Below are 18,249 nucleotides of genomic sequence, written 5' to 3' on the forward strand. Positions count from 1 at the left end.
GATGCAAAAGCTAGCTGTAAATGAAGCTGCAGAAATTTTAGGCATAACAAAAGAAGCAGTCTATAATAGAATCCGCCGAGGCTCGTTAAAAACGGTCATTGAAAATGGCACTAAATTTGTCATCCTTGACGAGGAGCCAAGCAGCGAAAAACCCGCAAAAACCGCCCCAAAAAGCACAAAAACTAAATCCCAAAACGACGAGTTTGTAAGCTATTTGTTAAATGAGCTAAATGAGCTAAAGAGCTTAAATTTAAATTTGCAAGCCGATAAAGACAGGCTTTTTAAAGAAAAAGAGCAGATGCTCATCGAGCGCAAAAATGAAATTTTGCAAATTTACAAGGATAGAGACGAGAAGCTCATGCAGTTTCTAAACGCCATGCAAAGGCCACTTTTAGCACCTAAAAACGAAAGTGCCGCAAGCGAAGTAGCGATAGATGCGCAGATAGAGGACGAGTCAAAATGGATAAATTTAAGCGAATATCTAAAGGAGTTAAATTTAAAACCAAAAGCGACAAAAAAGATCAGTGAAAAGATAATAAAAGCAATACATCACTCCAAATTTATCAAATTTAAACGAGGTGTGATACTTGTTAGAAGACATAAAAATTTAAAAGAGTTGATAGGAGAGATATGAAACACATTAAAAAGATAGCTACTTATGCTGCAGTTGGGGGATTTGGTGCCATTATCATGGCTGGACTTGCTGGTTGTGGAAGCGACGATGGCGGTAATGAAAACGCACTAAATGAAGTTGCGCAAAAAAATGGCGCCTTTGTCATCATCGAAGAGAGCGCACCTGGCGTTTATAAAATTTTAGAAGAGTACCCAAGCACCGAAACTAGGGTCGTGCTAAAAGATATGAACGGCACTGAGCGCGTGCTAAGCAAAGACGAGATCGATAAGCTTCTAGCGCAAGCAAACGCAAAGATCGACAACAACACTTCAAATTTGACAAGAACTAGCGACGCGCAGCTAAGTAGCGGCGGGCTAAGCCTTGGCGAGACGATCCTTGCCTCAGCAGCTGGCGCGATACTTGGTAGCTGGATAGGCAGTAAGCTCTTTGGCAACCAAAATTTCCAAGCAAATCGCCAAAGCACATATAAAAATCCAAGTGCCTACACAAGAAGTGTCGATAGCTTTAACAAGCAAAAAGCTGCAAATTCTGCTGCAAGAAGCGGCGGCGGAAAGAGCGGATTTTTCGGTGGTGGCTCGAAGTCAGGCTCTAGCTCATCAAGCTTTGGAGGCTGAAAATGATAAATTTAAGAAAAATTACCCCATTAAACAACGTATTTATGGAGAAGATCGGCTTTGCATGGCATACAGATAACGACAACAGCTCGTATATCGCAGATGAGATCGTGCAAGTAAGCGAAAAAGAGGCAAATGCCTACTACGAGGCGGCAAACGAGCTATATGATATGTATGTAAATGCCGCTCAACACGTGATCGACAACAACCTTTTTCACGAGATAGGCATACCATTTAACCTTGTTGATATCATCAAAAATAGCTGGGAAAATGACGTTCACTGGCACCTTTACGGCAGGTTTGACCTAGCTGGAGGGCTTGATGGTAAGCCTATAAAGCTCATTGAGTTTAACGCCGATACGCCAACGGCAGTTTTTGAGACGGCGATCATCCAGTGGGCTATGCTAAAGCTAAATCACATGGACGAAGCAGCCCAGTTTAACGACCTTTACGAGTCGCTAAAGCAAAATTTCAAACGCCTTATCACGCTTGGCGACGAGGATGCGGACTTTGACGAGCTTTACGAGGGCTGGGGGATACTCTTTAGCAGCATCGCTGGCAGTATCGAGGACGAGCAGACCGTAAAACTACTGCAATACATCGCAAAAGAGGCTGGCTTTAAAACAGACTTTTCTTACGTTGATGAGGTCGTTTTTGACGATAATGAGGGCATTTTTAAAGGTGAAGAAAATTTCGAGTATTGGTTCAAGCTTGTCCCTTGGGAGAGCATAGCGATCGATGAGGGCGAGCTGGCTCTGATACTTTCAAACATCGTCAAAAATCAAAAAGCTATCATCATAAATCCAGCCTACACGCTACTTTTCCAAAGCAAAGGGATATTAAAAATCCTTTGGGATCTATATCCTAATCACCCGCTCTTGCTTGAGACTTCAAATGAGCCACTAAAAGGCAAAAAATATGTGAAAAAGCCGGTATTTGGCAGAGAAGGTGCAAACGTCTCTATATACGATGAAAACGGCACACAAATAGCAAGCAGTGATGGCGAATACGACTCAAATAAAGCCATCTATCAAGAATTTTACGAGTTTAATCAAGATGAGAGAGGCGAGAGTTATCAAGCCGGAGTATTTTACGCTTATGAGGCGTGCGCGCTTGGATATAGAAAGGGCGGTAAAATTTTAGATAACTACTCTAAATTTGTAGGACATTTCATTAAGGACTAAGGATGAAGATCGTTTGTTTAGACGCGGCCACGCTTGGTGAAAACGTTGATCTTAGTGTTTTTAAGAAATTTGGCGAGTTTGTCAGCTACCAAAAAACCAAAAGCGATGAGGTCGTGCCACGTCTAAAGGGCGTTGATATCGTCATCACAAACAAGGTCGTCATCGACAAAGCAGTGATGGACGCGACAAATTTAAAGCTTATCTGCATAAGCGCAACTGGCATGAACAACGTAGATCTAGAGCATGCAAAAGCTAAAAATATAGCTGTAAAAAACGTCGCTGGCTACTCAACAGCAAGCGTCGTGCAGCACACATTTGCCTTGCTTTTTGAGCTAACAAACCGTATCAAATTTTATGACCACTACGTAAAAAGTGGCGAGTGGGTGAAGAGCGAAATTTTCACCTATCTTGGCGCAGATATCAGCGAGATCGCTGGCAAAGAATTTGGCATCATCGGTCTTGGCGAGATAGGACGTAACGTGGCAGCAGTGGCACGTGCATTTGGCGCAAAAGTAAGCTACTACTCGACAAGTGGAGCAAATAACAATAGTGAATTTAAGCAAAAAAGCCTAGACGAGCTACTAAGAAGCAGTGACATCATCAGCATCCACGCACCACTAAATGAAAAAACTAGAAATTTACTGGGAGCAAACGAGATAAATTTGCTAAAAGATGATGCGATAGTGCTAAATTTAGGACGTGGCGGCATAGTGGATGAAGCAGCGATGGCAAGGGCGATAGATGAGAGAAATTTACGCTTTGGCACAGACGTTTTAGAAAGCGAGCCGATGAGCGAAAATAGCCCATTTTTAAATGTAAAAAAGAAGTCAAATTTACTCATCACACCGCACATGGCATGGGGTAGCTTGGAGGCTAGAAAACGGCTAATCTCACTCATAGTTAAAAATATAGAAGAATTTATAAAAGGATAGAAAATGGCAAGCGAACATAGCTTTGATATAAGCGCTGAAGTCGATATGATGGAGGTTAAAAACGCTCTTGAGACAGCTAAAAAAGAGATCGCTGCGAGGTATGACTTTAAGGGGCTTGCGGCCGAGGTAGAGCTAAATGAAAAGGAGAAAATTATCACGCTTCTTAGCTCAAGTGACAACAAGATCGACGCGCTAAAAGACATCGTGATCTCAAAGCTTATCAAGCGCAACATCCCACCAGTGGCGATCACAGAGACAAAAAGAGAGCCAGCGAGCGGGGGAAATTTAAAGGCGACGCTAAAGCTAAACGACACGCTTGACGGCGAAAATTCAAAAAAGATCACCAAAGCGATCAAAGACTCAAAGATCAAGGTGAGCGCGCAGATCAGGGGCGAAGAGATCAGAGTGACAAGCAAAAGTATAGACGATCTGCAGGAGTGTATAAAGCTGGTTAGGGGGCTAAATCTAGAACTCCCAATAAGCTTTAAAAACCTAAAATAATGGCTTCTCGTGAGTGCCTTTAAAGGAGCTAGAAAATTCTCGCTCCGCAGGCTATATCGCATATTTTCGCTTTATTATGCGTCGTTGATTTAAATTTTTGCTCGGTCATTACCAGCTCGGTAACTCCCGTCACAAAAATTCAAATCGCCTCGCCTAATTTTGCGAAAACGTCGCATGATTTTCATGTTAAAATTTGGCAAATTGCTCGGATAAATTTGCGAAATAGTCATGCGCATTTTGTATTTAAAATTTCGCAGGATTTTGGGCTAAATTTGCGAAATTTCGCATGGTTTTTGTATATAAAATCTAGCTGGTTTGTTGGTGAAATTTCGCCTTATCGTTTTATTTAAATTTGATATATCTAAATTCTAAAAAGGAGTAAAATGGGCTTTTTTGAGAAAATACTTGGTAAGCAAATAGACCTTGGCGAGCAGATGCCGATCTATTTTGTAAGTAGCGACGAAGACTATATGCAGCGCGCATTCGAGCAAGCCAGAGAGAGCTTTAAGTATTTTTGGCGTGAGCTTTACTGGGAGCGCCGCAGGATCGCACCTATGCTTGATTATGCGATGGTAAAAATTTGCTTTTTAGACGTCATAAACGGCGAAGAGGTGGGCGAGCATATGTGGGTAAATGACGTTGAATTTGACGGAGAGACGATATATGGCACGCTCGTAAATGAGCCTGATAGCGTGCAAAACGTCAAAGTTGGCGATCAAATAAGTGCAAAATTTACCGATATGAGCGACTGGCTCTTTGCCATTGGCGGACGCGCTTATGGCGGCTTTAGCGTGCAGGCGATGCGCTCACGCATGCAAAAAGATGAGCTAGCCGAGCATGACGCGGCTTGGGGGCTTGATTTTGGCGATTTTAAAGATATTTTGGTAGTTTTCGAGCAAAAAGAGCATCCAGAAAATTTAATAGAGCATCCGATGAGCAAAAATATGCGCGGACAGGTGGAGCAGTATATAAAAGCGCATCCAAGTATGGTCGCAGACACCGACGAGCTTGGTTTTACGCAGCTTCATCACGAGGCACTTGCTGGGAATTTTACGATCGTAAATCTCTTGCTAGAAAATGGCGCTAGCAAAAACGCCCGCACAAAAAGTGGCAAAACCGCAGCTGAACTTGCTAAGCAAATAGGCTGGAGCGAAATCGCAAAGGTGCTTAAATAGCATTTCGTGTAAATTTTTAGGATTTAAATTTGAGTTATCAAGACATTTTAGATGAAAAAGATGAGAGCGTTAAAAACGCTAAGAAATTTGTAAATTTTATAAAGGCAAATTTTTCAAACTGTGAGATAAGAAGCAGCAAACAAGCGCGTTTGATCGCTCTTTTAAACGAAGAAAACGATCTTTTTGACAGGCTAAATAGGACAAATTTTGCTGAAGTTTCAAAAAGGCTCGGCGAGATAAAAGAGCAGATCACTCTTGTCATTTTGGATATCAAAGATGAGATTATAAAGGACTTTGGCAAGCAAAACTATGAAATTTACAAAAAGGCGCTATCAAGAGAGCCAGAGGAGCTTGAGAAGGTCAAAAATGAGCTACTTTTAAACTCGTTTTTTGAGAGCCATTTGGGCGAGCACTCGGCAAATTTAAAGGCAAATTTCATAAAAGAGTGCGCTACAAATTTCTTTAAACATTCAAATTTCATCGTCCCAGTCGTCAGTATGCTTTGCTACTTTTTGTATTTTGGCTTTGAGATCGGCTATTTTCCGAGTTTAGATAGCTCAGAGATGATATTTACAGGCATCTTGCTATTTTGCGCGACCGCGATCGTGACGGCTTTTGAGATCGCTATCTTGGTCTTTGTCTCCTATTTTTACCAAAATGATGATAAAAAATATAAATTTAAAAAGCCAAAATTTCTATTTTTTTATAGCTCAAATTTCATCTATTTTTTAACGCTCATCTCATTTGCCATTTTAGCCTTTGCAGCATTTAAGCTAAACTACGGCTGGGGCGCCATTTTATCGCTACTTTTACTCTCTTATGCTGGGGTAAATTTGGCAGTTTTCTTTAAAGATAGATCAAATTTCATCATCTATCTTTTGTCGCTTATTATGCTTTTGCTCTTTATCATTTCGGTTGTTGTCTTAAAAGATGGCGGATTTTTGGCACTTTGGATACTTTTTTGCTCGTTTATGCTCTCTTTTATGCTGGGCGTTGCAAGTATCAAAGAGACAAAGGACTTTTCATTTGTTTTTTACGCTGCGCTTTCGCTTATGATCGTTTCAAACTCACTTTTGTTTATCAAATACACAGCAAAAACCTTTAACATAGGCGATGTGGATTATAAATTTTTGCTTGTGGATAAAAGTGCGTTAAAGGCGCTACCTAGCTCACTTTGCGAGGCAAAAGGCAAAGAGCAAATGCCTTGCGAGATAGATGAAAAGGCGGTTAAAATTTATGACGTTAAGTCACTTTGTAATATCGGTAAATTTTACTACTTGCAGACAAAAGACGGAGTGAAATTTGAGCTTGACTCAAGCAAGGTTATCTCAAGAGTAAAAGAGTAAGTAGGCTAAGCTTAAATTTATAGAGCAAAAGCGAGCTAGATATGTAAAAATCGCAGGTTTGTTAAAATAGAAAATTTAAAAAATGATTGTATTTTTTACTCAAAATTTACGTTAACGCAAGGCTAAATTTATTAAAATTTGGCTATCCTAATGGATTAAATTAAAACTAACTTATTTAAGGCGATTAATTATGATTTTTAAAAATATCATTGAGAGTTTTGCTGTAAATTACGCTCATAATTCTATACAAAAATCGCTATATAACGAATTTAACATAGACATTTTAAACACGACTTACACCAAAACTCCAAAAAAAGACAAAAAGTATATGCTCTACGCTCACGTGCCGTTTTGTCACACATTTTGCCCGTATTGCTCGTTTCACAAGTACCACTACGAGCAGGAGCTTGCGAAAATTTACTTTGAAAATTTACGCGAGGAGATGAGGCAGATAAAAGAGGCCGGCTTTGACTTTACGTCGCTTTATGTGGGCGGTGGCACGACGCTTATAAACGAGCCAGAGCTTGAAAAGACGCTAAAACTCGCAAAAGATCTCTTTAGCATAGAGGACGTCTCAGCAGAGAGCGACCCAAACCACATCTCGCCGGAGAGTCTCGACCGTTTTGATGGGCTCATTAACCGCTTAAGCGTAGGCGTGCAAAGCTTTGATGATGAGACTCTAAAAAGAGTTGGCAGATACGAGAAATTTGGCTCAGCCAAAGAGACAAAAAGAAAGCTTGAGCAGGCTATCGGCAAGATACCAGTCATCAGCCTAGATCTCATCTTTAACCTACCAAATCAAACAAAAGAGCAGCTAATAAATGACATAAACACTGCAAAATCGATCTCCCCACAGCAAATAACCTTCTATCCGCTCATGAAATCAGAGCTAACAAGAGAGAACATCGCTCGCGCACTAGGCGTCTCAAACGTCGATAATGAGCGCGAATTTTACGAGATCATCGTGAGCGAATTTGCTAAAGGCGGCTACAGGCAAAGCAACGCTTGGGCATTTTCAAATGAAAAAAGCGCTGACCTTCGCGACGAATATGTAGGCTCAAATTTAGAGTACGTGGGCGTTGGTAGCGGGGCATTTAGCTTCTTAAACGGTGAGCTTGTGATAAATGCCTTTAACCTACTTGACTACGGCAGAAAGGTCAAAGAAAGACAAAGCCCAGTCATCGCAAAATGCGCATTTAGCAAAAAAGAGAGACTAAAATATACATTTTTAACAAGGCTTTTTGACGGTGCCGTTGATATCAAAAGCTACAACGAGCAAAACAACGCAAATATCAACAAAGACCTATTTGTCGAGCTTAGCTTGCTAAAACTAGTAAATGCGATCTACGAAGAAAATGGCGTTATCAAGCCAACATTTTTTGGCAAATACATCTGCGTCGTGCTCATGCGTGACTTCTACGCTGGCATGGACAAGGTGCGCGCGATATTTAAGGATGACGCGAAGATCAAACGCAGCAAGGTGCTTCACATCATGAGCGAAAATACTGAGCAAAAATTTGATCAAAACATCATCCAGCCACGTGCTGCCATGTAATGCTTGTAAATTTAATAAAAAGCAATCTTTTTTCAATAATCAAAATAGTGATCCTGACGCTTGCCTTTAGTGGGCTTGGCGTCTGGACGCTCTCTTTTATCAACAACGAACTTGTAAATTTAAAAGAATTTGACGCCTTTGTGGCGGTTAAATTTATAGTTGTTTTGCTCCTCTTTTTTGCAAGCGCCATCGCTGCAAACATCTCACTTACAAATTTCGGACATAAATTTATCTATGAGCTTAGATACCAAAGCGTAAAGCAAATTTTAGACACGCCAAATAGCGTGATAAACGAGATCGGCAAGGCAAAGATCATAGCAAGTCTAAACAACGACATAAAAACGATCACATTTGCATTTATGAGCGCTACTGGCTTCATACAAAGCCTAGTTTTCATCATTTGTGCTAGCATCTATCTTTGCGTGATCGCACCAAAAGTTTTTTTATTTCTAGCCGTTTGGATCGGTGCAACACTTTTTATAAACACGCTTTTGATGAAAAAGATCCATTTTTACTTTAAAGACTCAAGGACGCAAGATGACGCGCTGCAAAGGCACTACGACGACATCGTTGAGGGGCATAGAGAGCTTAGTCTAAACAGAGCAAGAGCTCAAATTTGCTTTGATGAGTTAAATTTGACAGGCGATAAGAAGCGCCAAAGCATGGTAAAAGCTGACGTATTTCACGCGCTAAGTGATAATTTCACAAACGTGATGCTCCTTGGCTCAGTCGGACTTTGTGTATTTTTGTGCGTGGCATTTGGCTGGGCGAGCCTGCAAACAGCACTTAGTATCAGCCTAACGATACTATTTTTAAGAGGCTCATTTATGAGCATGGTTGGCTCCATACCAGCCGCACTTAGCGCAAAAGTGAGCCTAGAGAAGATAATGAACTTAAATTTAAATGAATTTAAAGAAGGCTTTAAATTTGATGATAGTCTAAGTGATGAGTGGCGAAGCATCAGGCTAAAAGATATAAATTTCAACTACGCTCACGGCAAATTTAGCCTAAAGGATGTAAATTTAGAGATCAAACGTGGCGAGATAACATTTATCATCGGTAAAAATGGCAGCGGCAAAAGCACGCTTATAAACATTCTTTGCGGACTTATCCGCCCAAGTAGCGGCGAAATTTACCTTGATAGCACAAAGATAGATGATGCAAATTTGCAAAGCTATCAAGCAAAGATAAGCGCCATCTTTGCTGATTTTTATCTATTTTCACAAACGCTCTCGCGTGATGGCTTTGCCAGCCAAAGCGATATAGAGGGGCTCTTGGCGCTGCTTGAGATAGATAAAAAGGTAAGTGTGGTGGATAATAAACTTAGCACCACGCAGCTCTCAACCGGCCAAAGAAAGCGCCTAAGCCTGCTAATAGCCATTTTAGAGTGCCGTTCTATCCTTATCCTTGATGAGTGGGCGGCCGATCAAGACCCATTATTTAAGCGTAAATTTTACAAAGAAATTTTGCCGTTTTTGCAAAGCAAAGGTATCAGCGTCATCGCCGTGAGCCACGATGATAGCTACTTTGACGTGGCAACTAGGATCATTTTAGTTAAAGATGGCTTTGTGCGCGAGCTTGATGAGGCAGAGCGCATAAGTGCTGCAAAAGACGCCGTTGAGAAGATAAAATAAGAGTATTTTTTACACAAAAAGAGATTTGAGTGCGCTACTCTTGAGCTATTTCAAGATCAAATAAATTTAAATTTAGTAGAATTTTGAAAAATTAAAAAAGGCGAAGTATGTCACACTCAGAGCTTGACAGCACCTATCTTGGCGCTTTTATCATACTTTTGTTAGCTACTTGTTCATTTAGTCTGATAACATTTCTATCTTCAAAGATAAGCAAAAAGCTAGCCAACCGCAACACTGAGCGCCTAAAAGTAGGCTTTTACGAGTGCGGACCGACAACTGTAAAACAACCAAATAAGATAAATATCCACTACTTTTTTTATGGAATTTTATTTATTTTATTTGACGTTGAGGTCATTTTTATGTATCCGTGGGCGGTGGATTTTAGGCTGCTTGGGCTATTTGGGCTAATAGAAATGCTGCTTTTTGTGGCGATCTTACTCATCGGCTTTGCCTACGCTTGGCAAAAAGGAGTCTTTAAATGGCAAAGCATCAGATAAACTACGCTGCAAATGGCGGTCTGCCAGTCGTTTTAACAACCGTTGATAAGCTCGTGCAGTGGGGCAGGAGCAACTCGCTTTGGGCACTTAGCTACGGGCTTGCATGCTGTGCGATCGAGATGATGGCGAGTGGCGCTAGCAGATATGACTTTGATAGATTTGGCACCATTTTTCGCGCTAGTCCAAGACACTCAGAGGTGATGATCATAGCTGGCACGCTAACTAAAAAGCACGCTGAATTTACAAGGCGCCTTTACGACCAGATGCCTGAGCCAAAGTGGGTCATCTCGATGGGTAGCTGCGCAAACACTGGCGGCATGTTTAACACCTACTCAACCGTTCAAGGTGTCGATCGCATAATCCCCGTCGATATCTACATCCCAGGCTGTGCCCCGCGCCCAGAGACGCTTCAGTACGCACTTATGATGCTTCAAAAAAAGATAAGAAAACAAAGTGCATTTAGGGCGCAAAAGCCAAGAAAGCTAGAGATATGAGAGAGTATAAGCCAAAAAACGACCTGCAAAAAAAGCAGTACTACAGCGAGAAATTTTATATCACCAAGCAGACGCCAAAAGAAGCAGCAAGTGGTTCTAAATTTGACGAGGAGCTGGCTGTTTTAGAGCAAAGCGGAGTGCAAATTTTATCTAGCTATGTGGAGTTTGACCAACTTGTTCTCTACGTAAATTCTAGTGAAAATTTTAAAGCGCTTGAAGCGTTAAAAAACTTTGGCTACGAACAGCTTTGTGAGCTAGCAGCGATTGATTATATAGCGCAAAAAGGTGGATATGAGGTCTTTTATCAGCTTTTAAGTGTTAGCAAAAATAGGCGCACGCGAGTAAAGTGCTTTGTCAAAAAAGACGAAATACTAAAAAGCGTTTGCGAGCTTTACAAAAGTGCAAACTGGGCTGAGCGCGAGATGTATGATCTAAGTGGCGTTTTAATCAAAGATCATCCAAATTTAAAGCGTCTTATAATGCCTGATGACTGGCACTCGCACCCGCTTTTAAAGAGCTATCCACTAGTTGGCGATGAGGCTGCTAAATGGTACGAGGTGGATAAAATTTTTGGGCGTGAGTTTAGAGAGCAGATCGGCGAAGAGAACCGCGACCCAGCCTTTGTCGATGAGAAAGATACCTTTGGATTTTCAAGAGTGTTTGACGAAAATGAAGAGTACGAGTATCAAGAAGAAGGCGGCGTGAGATTTGTCAAAAAGGCTAAATTTAACCAAAGCCAGATAGTAAAGGAAAGACCTTGAGCCAAGCACCAAACCGCTTAAAACCATTTTTTGAAAATTTAGAATTTGAGCAAAATGACGGCAAGATGATACTAAATTTTGGCCCGCAGCACCCAAGTGCTCATGGACAGCTAAAACTCGTGCTTGAGCTTGACGGAGAAAAGGTCGTGCGCGCTATGCCAGAGGTTGGCTTTATGCACCGAGGCGTTGAAAAGATGGCTGAAAATATGACCTATCAGGAATTTATCCCAGTGACTGACAGGGTCGATTACATCGCATCAAGTGCGAATAACTATGCATTTTGCGCGGCTGTGGAGAAGCTTTGCGCCATAGAAGTGCCTCGCCGTGCGCAGATCATTAGAGTGATGCTTTTGGAGCTAAACCGTATCAGCTCGCACCTTTTATTTTTAGCTACGCACGCCCTTGACGTGGGGGCAATGAGCGTCTTTTTATACGCATTTAGAGAGCGCGAATACGTCCTTGATCTCATAGAAAAATACTGCGGCGCAAGGCTAACGCATAGCTCCATAAGGATCGGTGGCGTGCCGCTTGATCTGCCTGATGGCTGGTGCGAGGAGCTACTTAAATTTTGCGAGAAATTTCCAAGCGACATCACGCTTTACGAAGATATGCTAAGTGAAAATAGAATTTGGCAAGCAAGGCTTGTGGATGTGGGCGTAGTTAGCAAAGAGTTAGCTCTTAGTAGCGGCTGCTCTGGCGTCATGCTAAGAGCAAGTGGCATCGCGCGCGACATCAGAAAAGAAGAGCCATATCTCATCTACGACGAGCTAGAATTTGACGTGCCTTACGCCACCAAGGGCGACTGCTACGCGAGATACCTACTTTATATGAAAGAGATGCGCGAGTGCGTGAAAATTTTAAAGCAGTGCGTTAGCAAGTATCAGACAAGTAGCCCAGCTATCATCGCCGACGCGCCAGAGTATGTGAGCGCCTCAAAAGAGCAGATAATGAGCCAAAACTACTCATTAATGCAGCATTTTGTGCTGATAACTCAGGGGCTAAAGCCACCAAAGGGCGAAATTTACTTTGCTAGTGAGTCGCCAAAGGGCGAGCTTGGAATTTATATAAACTCAGACGGCAGCGCAAGCCCGTACCGCCTAAAAATTCGCACTCCAAGCTTTTGGCACTGCGCTATTTATGAAGATATGCTAGTTGGGCAGTATGTGGCAGATGTCGCTGCGATAATAGGCAGCACAAATATCATCTTAGGCGAGGTTGATAGATGAGAAGGGTCGATCTTAGGCATCTAAAGGGCGAGTTTTTGAGCACTCTTGGGCAGCAGATAAAGGCTAGCGAGCCAGGCGAAGTGGTGATATTTTTGTTTGAGATAGGCGATTACAGCGGTGTAACAAAAGCCGTAAATTTGGCTTATAACCTAAACTGCGAGGTGATGAACTCGCTTAAATTTAACCAAGTTGATTGGGCATTAACGATAAAAAAAGGCAAGATATGAAATTTAATGATCTAATAGCAGGCAAGAGCCTAAGTATCGCAAATTTACTAAGTTTGAGCGACAAAAATTTAGCAAAAAAGATAAAAGAGCACGAGTTTAAATACATCTCATGCTTTGAGGATAACGAGCTTGGCAGTAAAAATTTGATCCGCTGCGAGATAGGATCGATAAGCTATGTCTTGGCGCTTCTTTGCAAGTATGCAAATTTGGTGCAAAATGAGTTTTTTGACGAGCTTGATGATGGGCTCATAAGTGGCGAGTGCAACGTGGGTGAAGAGGAGTTTGAGGAGCTTGGCGAGTGGATAAAGGACGTTAAAAACGTGATCATAGATGACTCTTTTTTTACTCATCCAGACAAAGATGCGATCTTTTGGCTGCTTGAGGTTTTAGGTAAAAATGTCGTCTTAGCAGGCGGCGAAGTGAGAGAATTTGCAGTAGGCGGCGAAGTTGGCGAGCTAAGAGAGCTTGACAATTTTGACGGAGCGGTCGTCTATCTAAACAAAAACGCAAGCGACGAGATCGTGGGCGGCGTGCAGTTTGGCATCGTGGCAAAGGCAAAGGATGGCGAAACATTAAATTTAAAGGCAAAAGACTTTAGTGTGAGCGCTAAATTTAGGCTTGATCCAGCGCTAAAAGGCACGGTTGCCGTGCTAGGCGCAAAAAATTTTGATGGATATGCATTTAAACAAGTAGTAGTTAGCAAATGAAAATCACCATAAACGATCAAATTTTAGAGGCAAACGAGGGCGAGAGCATCCTAAACATCGCAAGGGCAAATGGCATCTACATCCCTGCGCTTTGCTACCTTAGCGGCTGTTCGCCAACGCTTGCTTGCAGGCTTTGCATGGTCGAGGCAAACGGCAAAGTGGTCTATAGCTGCAACGCCAAAGCCAAAGAGGATATGCAAATTTACACAAATACGCCAGAGATCGCTGCCGAGCGAAATGCGATCATGCAGACCTACTGCGTCAACCACCCCCTTCAATGCGGCGTTTGCGATAAAAGTGGCGAGTGTGAATTGCAAAATTTAACGGCGCATCTGCGTGTAAATAAGCAAAGTTTTGCCATAGAGGATACGCATAAACCGCACAAAAAATGGGGTCTCATAAACTACGACCCAGCCCTTTGCGTGGTCTGCGAGAGGTGCGTGACGGTTTGCAAAGATAAGATCGGCGAGAGCGCGCTAAAAACGGTGCCAAGAGGCGTTGAAGTGCCAAAAGAGCTAAAAGAGAGCATGCCAAAAGATGCCTACGCCGTCTTTAGCAAGATGCAAAAGAGCTTAATTGGCCCAAGTGTGGGCGAAAATTTGGACTGCTCATTTTGCGGCGAGTGTATCAGCGTCTGCCCTGTTGGTGCGCTTGTTAGCTCAAATTTCCAGTATAGCTCAAATATCTGGGAGCTAAGCCGCGTCCCAGCGGCAAATCCGCACCAAAGCGACTGCGAGCTCATTTTTTATGATGTAAAAGAGAAAAGCACTAGCGATAGAAGCAAGCAAATTTATCGTGTGAGCAACGACTTTCACTTTGGTGAGATAAGCGGTGCGGCAAGGTTTGGCTACGACTTTCACAACGAAAATGCCCGCAAAAATGAGACGAAATTTAACGAGCTAGTCTTAAATTTTAAAAATGGCAACATAAAAAATATAAAATTTAATAGCTTCATAACAAACGAGGAGGCGCTTATTTTGGAGCGCTTGAGGGAGAAATTTGACCTAAATTTACTAAACGATGAGGCTTTTAAATTTCAAAATTTCTTAAATATTTTTAGCGAATTTAGCGGGCTTGACTCATATAATGCAGACTATGCTAGCCTTAAAAATAGCGATTTTGTGATCACAGCTGGCAGCTTCTTGCGCCATGAGAGCCCAGTGACAAGCTATAAGCTAAGTAACGCCCTTAAGATGAATAAAGCGGTTGGAATTTACTTTCACCACATCGCTGATGAGGTGGTGAAGAAATTTTCAAAGAATTTCGCCTGTGTGAGCTATGAGGCTGGCAAATTGGAGCAAATTTTACTCTTTGTGCTTAAAAACTGGGGCGAGAATTTACCAGTAGCACTTCAGGCAAGACTTGAAAAATTTGATGAGAGCTTTGGCTTGGAGGTAGCCGCTTTGAGCGAGGGCAAGGCTAAATTTACGCTCATTTTGGGTAGCGACTTTTACGCTCATGAAAATGCAAATTTACTTGCAGCCCTTGCTGGAGTGATCGCAAGAACTACGCCGTTTCGTGTGATGCTCATACCGCCTCGCACAAACTCGCTTGGCGTGGCTAAAATTTGCACGCTTTCACACGAGAAAAAGCCTGGCAAGACGCTAGGATACAATGAAATGGGCGAGTTTAAATTTAGCATTTTTGAGGGCGATCTTGACGCTGGTGCGCTAAATCAGCAAGAGGGCACATTTACAAGCATAAATAACGAAGTAGTGCCGACAAATGCGGCTTTGGCTCATAATGGCTACTTCTTAAACGATATCGCAAATGCACTTGGGCTGGCGGCTAAAAATACGATTGATTACACAGCGCAGCTGCCAAAAGAGAAGGGCTATAGGGGCGTTAAATTTGATGATTTAGAAAACTTTTACGCAAATGACGGCACAAGCCACAGAGGCTACAAGCTTGAAATTTCAAATTTCGCTCCAAAAGAGGACATAGAGCCACTTTTTAAAGAGCAAAATGAGCTAAATTTAAAAGAGGATGAAGCGCTAATAAGCCTTGCAAATCCTATAAATCTGCCATCGTTTTTTGCAAACTATGCCAGCCAGACAGCTAAACGCGCGAAACTTTACGCAAGCGGCGAGTTCATGGCTAAATTTGAAATTTCACAAAATGAAGCGGTCATTTTAGAAAAAAATGGGCAAAAGCTTGCCATTTGCGTGGAGCTTGATAGCGAGCTAGGAGGCGTGGCAGCCTATCTTGGTGACTACGATGATAAGCTTGATGTGAGCGCCATTTTTGAGGGCAAAAGTTACGCTAGCGTAAAAATAATAAAGGCAGAGAATGAGTGAAATGCTATTTTTTGTGATAACAACTATTGTTAAAGCAGTCGTCATCTTGGCCGTCATGGCTAGCCTTGCAGGACTTGCGACCTACGCTGAGAGAAAGGTGCTAGCCTACATGCAGCGCCGCGTGGGACCTGATATGGTGGGTCCTGCTGGCGTACTTCAGATCGTGGCTGACATGATAAAGCTCTTTACAAAAGAGGACATCGTGCCTGCAAATGCAAATAAATTTATCTTTCTAATAGCCCCTCTAATCTCTGCTATAGCGGCATTTGCAGCGCTTGCGCCTGTGCCATTTTTGCCTGAGTTTGAGGTTTTTGGGCATACGATTAGACCGATACTTGCAGATATAAACGTGGGCATCTTATATATCGCAGGCGTGGCCTCTGTTTGCGTATTTTCGCCACTTGCAGCAGGCCTTGCAAGCTACAATAAATTTGCACTAATTAGCGCCGCTCGTGCAGTTGTATCGCTTCTTAGCTTCGAAGTGGTCGCTGGCATGGCACTTTTAAGCGTTGTCATGGTGACTAGCTCGCTCTCGCTAGTTGATATAAACAACTACCAAAAAGGCATATTTAACTGGCTCATCTTCAAGCAGCCCCTAGCCTTCGTGCTTTTCGTGATGGCAAGCTTTGTGGAGTGCAACAGAACGCCATTTTGCCTAACAGAAAACGAGACTGAGATCGTAGCAGGCTATGGCACTGAGTATAGCGGCATGAGGTGGGCGATGTTTTTTATCGGCGAATACACAAACATGATCGCAGCAAGCATCATCATCACGCTTTTGTTTTTGGGCGGTTTCAATGAGTTTTTGTTTATCCCAGGCGGGCTAATGATACTTTTAAAATCAAGCCTAGTCTTTTTCTTTTTTCTTTGGACGAGGGCGTCGTGGCCGCATCTAAGGGTCGATCAGCTTAGCATGCTTTGCTGGAAAATTTTACTTCCGCTTGGCATCTTAAATGTCGTAATCACCGGCTTTGCACTACTTATCTAAGGCGTAAAATGAACGAGAAAAGATATATTTTGATAGACGAAAAGATAGAGCCAAAAGGGGCATTTGATAAATTTAAGCACTTCATCGCCGCTACTTTTAAGCTTGATCTTTTGGTGGGGCTAAAGATCACGCTAAAGCAGATGCTCTTTAGCAAGTCGCACACTCTAAAATACCCTATGCAAAAGATGGAGCTAAACGCCAGATATAGGGGAATTCACAGGCTTTTAAAATTTGTTGAGAGCGAAAATGAGCGCTGCATAGGCTGTGGATTATGTGAGAAAATTTGCGTTAGTAACTGCATCTCGATGAAGACTTCTCTTGGCGAAGATGGCCGCAAAAAGGTCGCAAGCTACACGATAAATTTAAGTAGATGCGTCTATTGCGGATTTTGCGCTGATGTCTGCCCTGAGCTTGCCATAGTTTGTGGGCAAGAGTACGAGGTCGCAAGTGAAAATAAAATTCTCTTTGGTACAAAGGCTGAGTTTTTGACAGATGATAAATTCTTAAAAGATCAAACCGAGTTTGAGGGCTATGGCGCACTACCTAAAAATGCTAATAGCCTAGTGAAAAAGACGCCAAATGCGCTTACAAATGAAGATAAGGCAGAAACGATGGATATAAATTTAAAAGGGTCAAGCGATGTATGAGAGCTTTGCATTTTATCTTTTTAGCGCCCTTATATTAGTTAGTTTTTCTTTTAGCGTGCTTTGCAAAAACGCCCTAAACGCGGTCTCTGCGCTAGCTGCTGGCATGGTTTTTATATCAGCTATATTTTTCTTGCTTGGGGCTGAGTTTTTAGGCGTGGTACAAATCGTCGTCTATACAGGCGCGGTGGTCGTTTTATACGCATTTGCGATGATGTTTTTTGACACCAGCAAGGAGTGCGAGCCAAAAAGTAGCAAAAAAGCAAAGATTATCGTCTATCTTCTAAGCAGCTTCATAGCGCTTCTTTTGATATTTATCTTTTTAGCGCCGATCTATAGCGCTAAGCAAGAGGTTGTAAATTCTACCCTCGCTAATCTTGGCAACATCGAAGCGGTTGGAATTTTGCTCTTTAGCAAGTATCTGCTAGCCTTTGAGATGTGCGCTATCATGCTACTTGTGGCGATGGTGGCTGGCATCATCTTGATACATAAAGACATGAACGCGCAAAGCAAATTTGAGGAGATGCTATGATAGGCCTTACTCACTACCTCATCCTAGCAAGTCTAGTCTTTGTCATAGGGCTTGTTGGCATAATGAGAAGAAGAAATTTGATAATGCTATTTTTCTCAAGCGAAATTTTACTAAACTCAGCAAACATCGCGCTTGCAGCTATCTCGAAATACTACTTTGATCTAACTGGGCAGATCATCGCATTTTTTATAGTAGCCATCGCTGCTAGCGAGGTCGCTGTGGGGCTTGGGCTGCTCGTGCTTTGGTATAAAAAGACTGGCAGCATCAGTTTAGATTCGATGACAAATATGAAAGGCTAAGA

At 42.3% G+C, this 18,249-nt stretch carries 20 protein-coding genes; all 20 read left to right on the top strand.

Going from position 1 to position 18,249, the window contains the following annotated elements; all coding sequences use genetic code 11:
• Position 1 precedes the first annotated feature (1 nt).
• The 20 genes from G6W43_RS07970 to nuoK all read left to right on the top strand — a co-directional run bounded on the left by G6W43_RS07970 (position 2) and on the right by nuoK (position 18,247).
• Positions 2–634, top strand: a complete 633-nt coding sequence (locus tag G6W43_RS07970) for a hypothetical protein (protein WP_021088251.1) — start codon at positions 2–4, stop codon at positions 632–634.
• Entirely contained in the window at positions 631–1,248 is a 618-nt protein-coding gene (locus tag G6W43_RS07975; RefSeq protein ID WP_103590317.1) for a UPF0323 family lipoprotein, read from the top strand. The genes G6W43_RS07970 and G6W43_RS07975 overlap by 4 nt, the downstream gene beginning before the upstream one ends.
• Positions 1,249–1,250: 2 nt before the next feature.
• Complete coding sequence (locus G6W43_RS07980) at positions 1,251–2,432, top strand: glutathionylspermidine synthase family protein (protein WP_194169549.1); 1,182 nt, start codon at positions 1,251–1,253, stop codon at positions 2,430–2,432.
• A 2-nt stretch (positions 2,433–2,434) separates the two neighbouring features.
• Positions 2,435–3,364: a D-2-hydroxyacid dehydrogenase gene (locus tag G6W43_RS07985; protein WP_103570115.1), complete on the top strand. Its 930-nt coding sequence runs from the start codon at positions 2,435–2,437 to the stop codon at positions 3,362–3,364.
• A gap of 3 nt (positions 3,365–3,367) precedes the next feature.
• Positions 3,368–3,865 carry a YajQ family cyclic di-GMP-binding protein gene (locus G6W43_RS07990; protein WP_103570114.1) on the top strand — a complete coding sequence of 166 codons (498 nt, stop codon included), beginning with the start codon at positions 3,368–3,370 and terminating at the stop codon, positions 3,863–3,865.
• Positions 3,866–4,248: 383 nt separating this feature from the next.
• A complete protein-coding gene (locus tag G6W43_RS07995) occupies positions 4,249–5,040 on the top strand; it encodes a DUF2314 domain-containing protein (RefSeq protein WP_194169550.1) in 792 nt (263 codons plus the stop codon).
• 29 nt (positions 5,041–5,069) lie between these two features.
• Entirely contained in the window at positions 5,070–6,386 is a 1,317-nt protein-coding gene (locus G6W43_RS08000) for a hypothetical protein (protein WP_194169551.1), read from the top strand.
• A gap of 190 nt (positions 6,387–6,576) precedes the next feature.
• On the top strand, positions 6,577–7,941 hold the full coding sequence (locus tag G6W43_RS08005) for a coproporphyrinogen III oxidase family protein (protein ID WP_194169552.1): 1,365 nt from the start codon (positions 6,577–6,579) through the stop codon (positions 7,939–7,941).
• Positions 7,941–9,575, top strand: coding sequence for a multidrug ABC transporter permease/ATP-binding protein (locus tag G6W43_RS08010; RefSeq protein WP_194169553.1), 1,635 nt, complete (start codon positions 7,941–7,943; stop codon positions 9,573–9,575). The genes G6W43_RS08005 and G6W43_RS08010 overlap by 1 nt, the downstream gene beginning before the upstream one ends.
• Before the next feature lie 107 nt (positions 9,576–9,682).
• Complete coding sequence (locus tag G6W43_RS08015; protein ID WP_012001119.1) at positions 9,683–10,072, top strand: NAD(P)H-quinone oxidoreductase subunit 3; 390 nt, start codon at positions 9,683–9,685, stop codon at positions 10,070–10,072.
• A complete protein-coding gene (locus G6W43_RS08020) occupies positions 10,054–10,566 on the top strand; it encodes a NuoB/complex I 20 kDa subunit family protein (RefSeq protein ID WP_012001120.1) in 513 nt (170 codons plus the stop codon). Before G6W43_RS08015 ends, G6W43_RS08020 begins: the two co-directional genes overlap by 19 nt.
• Positions 10,563–11,327: an NADH-quinone oxidoreductase subunit C gene (locus tag G6W43_RS08025; RefSeq protein ID WP_194169554.1), complete on the top strand. Its 765-nt coding sequence runs from the start codon at positions 10,563–10,565 to the stop codon at positions 11,325–11,327. Before G6W43_RS08020 ends, G6W43_RS08025 begins: the two co-directional genes overlap by 4 nt.
• Positions 11,324–12,553, top strand: a complete 1,230-nt coding sequence (nuoD, locus tag G6W43_RS08030) for an NADH dehydrogenase (quinone) subunit D (RefSeq protein WP_103639771.1) — start codon at positions 11,324–11,326, stop codon at positions 12,551–12,553. Before G6W43_RS08025 ends, nuoD begins: the two co-directional genes overlap by 4 nt.
• Positions 12,550–12,780, top strand: coding sequence for an NADH-ubiquinone oxidoreductase subunit E family protein (locus G6W43_RS08035; RefSeq protein ID WP_148788138.1), 231 nt, complete (start codon positions 12,550–12,552; stop codon positions 12,778–12,780). The genes nuoD and G6W43_RS08035 overlap by 4 nt, the downstream gene beginning before the upstream one ends.
• A complete protein-coding gene (locus G6W43_RS08040; RefSeq protein WP_194169555.1) occupies positions 12,777–13,487 on the top strand; it encodes a hypothetical protein in 711 nt (236 codons plus the stop codon). The genes G6W43_RS08035 and G6W43_RS08040 overlap by 4 nt, the downstream gene beginning before the upstream one ends.
• Positions 13,484–15,784, top strand: a complete 2,301-nt coding sequence (locus G6W43_RS08045) for an NADH-quinone oxidoreductase subunit G (protein ID WP_194169556.1) — start codon at positions 13,484–13,486, stop codon at positions 15,782–15,784. The genes G6W43_RS08040 and G6W43_RS08045 overlap by 4 nt, the downstream gene beginning before the upstream one ends.
• On the top strand, positions 15,777–16,772 hold the full coding sequence (gene nuoH, locus G6W43_RS08050; RefSeq protein ID WP_194169557.1) for an NADH-quinone oxidoreductase subunit NuoH: 996 nt from the start codon (positions 15,777–15,779) through the stop codon (positions 16,770–16,772). The genes G6W43_RS08045 and nuoH overlap by 8 nt, the downstream gene beginning before the upstream one ends.
• A gap of 8 nt (positions 16,773–16,780) precedes the next feature.
• Positions 16,781–17,419 (top strand): NADH-quinone oxidoreductase subunit NuoI, encoded by a 639-nt coding sequence (nuoI, locus tag G6W43_RS08055; RefSeq protein ID WP_103620068.1) that lies wholly within the window; start codon positions 16,781–16,783, stop codon positions 17,417–17,419.
• Positions 17,412–17,948 carry an NADH-quinone oxidoreductase subunit J gene (locus G6W43_RS08060; protein WP_194169558.1) on the top strand — a complete coding sequence of 179 codons (537 nt, stop codon included), beginning with the start codon at positions 17,412–17,414 and terminating at the stop codon, positions 17,946–17,948. Before nuoI ends, G6W43_RS08060 begins: the two co-directional genes overlap by 8 nt.
• Positions 17,945–18,247, top strand: a complete 303-nt coding sequence (gene nuoK / locus G6W43_RS08065) for an NADH-quinone oxidoreductase subunit NuoK (RefSeq protein WP_004317991.1) — start codon at positions 17,945–17,947, stop codon at positions 18,245–18,247. Before G6W43_RS08060 ends, nuoK begins: the two co-directional genes overlap by 4 nt.
• Positions 18,248–18,249: the final 2 nt, after the last annotated feature.

The organism is Campylobacter concisus, assembly GCF_015229965.1.
In the GTDB taxonomy this organism is placed as follows: Bacteria; Campylobacterota; Campylobacteria; order Campylobacterales; family Campylobacteraceae; genus Campylobacter_A; species Campylobacter_A concisus_BD.

Coding starts and splice junctions, on each gene's coding strand:
- G6W43_RS07970 (WP_021088251.1), top strand. CDS start 2: ATGCAAAAGCTAGCTGTAAATGAAGCTGCAGAAATTTTAGGCATAACA.
- G6W43_RS07975 (WP_103590317.1), top strand. CDS start 631: ATGAAACACATTAAAAAGATAGCTACTTATGCTGCAGTTGGGGGATTT.
- G6W43_RS07980 (WP_194169549.1), top strand. CDS start 1,251: ATGATAAATTTAAGAAAAATTACCCCATTAAACAACGTATTTATGGAG.
- G6W43_RS07985 (WP_103570115.1), top strand. CDS start 2,435: ATGAAGATCGTTTGTTTAGACGCGGCCACGCTTGGTGAAAACGTTGAT.
- G6W43_RS07990 (WP_103570114.1), top strand. CDS start 3,368: ATGGCAAGCGAACATAGCTTTGATATAAGCGCTGAAGTCGATATGATG.
- G6W43_RS07995 (WP_194169550.1), top strand. CDS start 4,249: ATGGGCTTTTTTGAGAAAATACTTGGTAAGCAAATAGACCTTGGCGAG.
- G6W43_RS08005 (WP_194169552.1), top strand. CDS start 6,577: ATGATTTTTAAAAATATCATTGAGAGTTTTGCTGTAAATTACGCTCAT.
- G6W43_RS08010 (WP_194169553.1), top strand. CDS start 7,941: ATGCTTGTAAATTTAATAAAAAGCAATCTTTTTTCAATAATCAAAATA.
- G6W43_RS08015 (WP_012001119.1), top strand. CDS start 9,683: ATGTCACACTCAGAGCTTGACAGCACCTATCTTGGCGCTTTTATCATA.
- G6W43_RS08020 (WP_012001120.1), top strand. CDS start 10,054: ATGGCAAAGCATCAGATAAACTACGCTGCAAATGGCGGTCTGCCAGTC.
- G6W43_RS08025 (WP_194169554.1), top strand. CDS start 10,563: ATGAGAGAGTATAAGCCAAAAAACGACCTGCAAAAAAAGCAGTACTAC.
- G6W43_RS08035 (WP_148788138.1), top strand. CDS start 12,550: ATGAGAAGGGTCGATCTTAGGCATCTAAAGGGCGAGTTTTTGAGCACT.
- G6W43_RS08040 (WP_194169555.1), top strand. CDS start 12,777: ATGAAATTTAATGATCTAATAGCAGGCAAGAGCCTAAGTATCGCAAAT.
- G6W43_RS08045 (WP_194169556.1), top strand. CDS start 13,484: ATGAAAATCACCATAAACGATCAAATTTTAGAGGCAAACGAGGGCGAG.
- nuoH (WP_194169557.1), top strand. CDS start 15,777: ATGAGTGAAATGCTATTTTTTGTGATAACAACTATTGTTAAAGCAGTC.
- nuoI (WP_103620068.1), top strand. CDS start 16,781: ATGAACGAGAAAAGATATATTTTGATAGACGAAAAGATAGAGCCAAAA.
- G6W43_RS08060 (WP_194169558.1), top strand. CDS start 17,412: ATGTATGAGAGCTTTGCATTTTATCTTTTTAGCGCCCTTATATTAGTT.
- nuoK (WP_004317991.1), top strand. CDS start 17,945: ATGATAGGCCTTACTCACTACCTCATCCTAGCAAGTCTAGTCTTTGTC.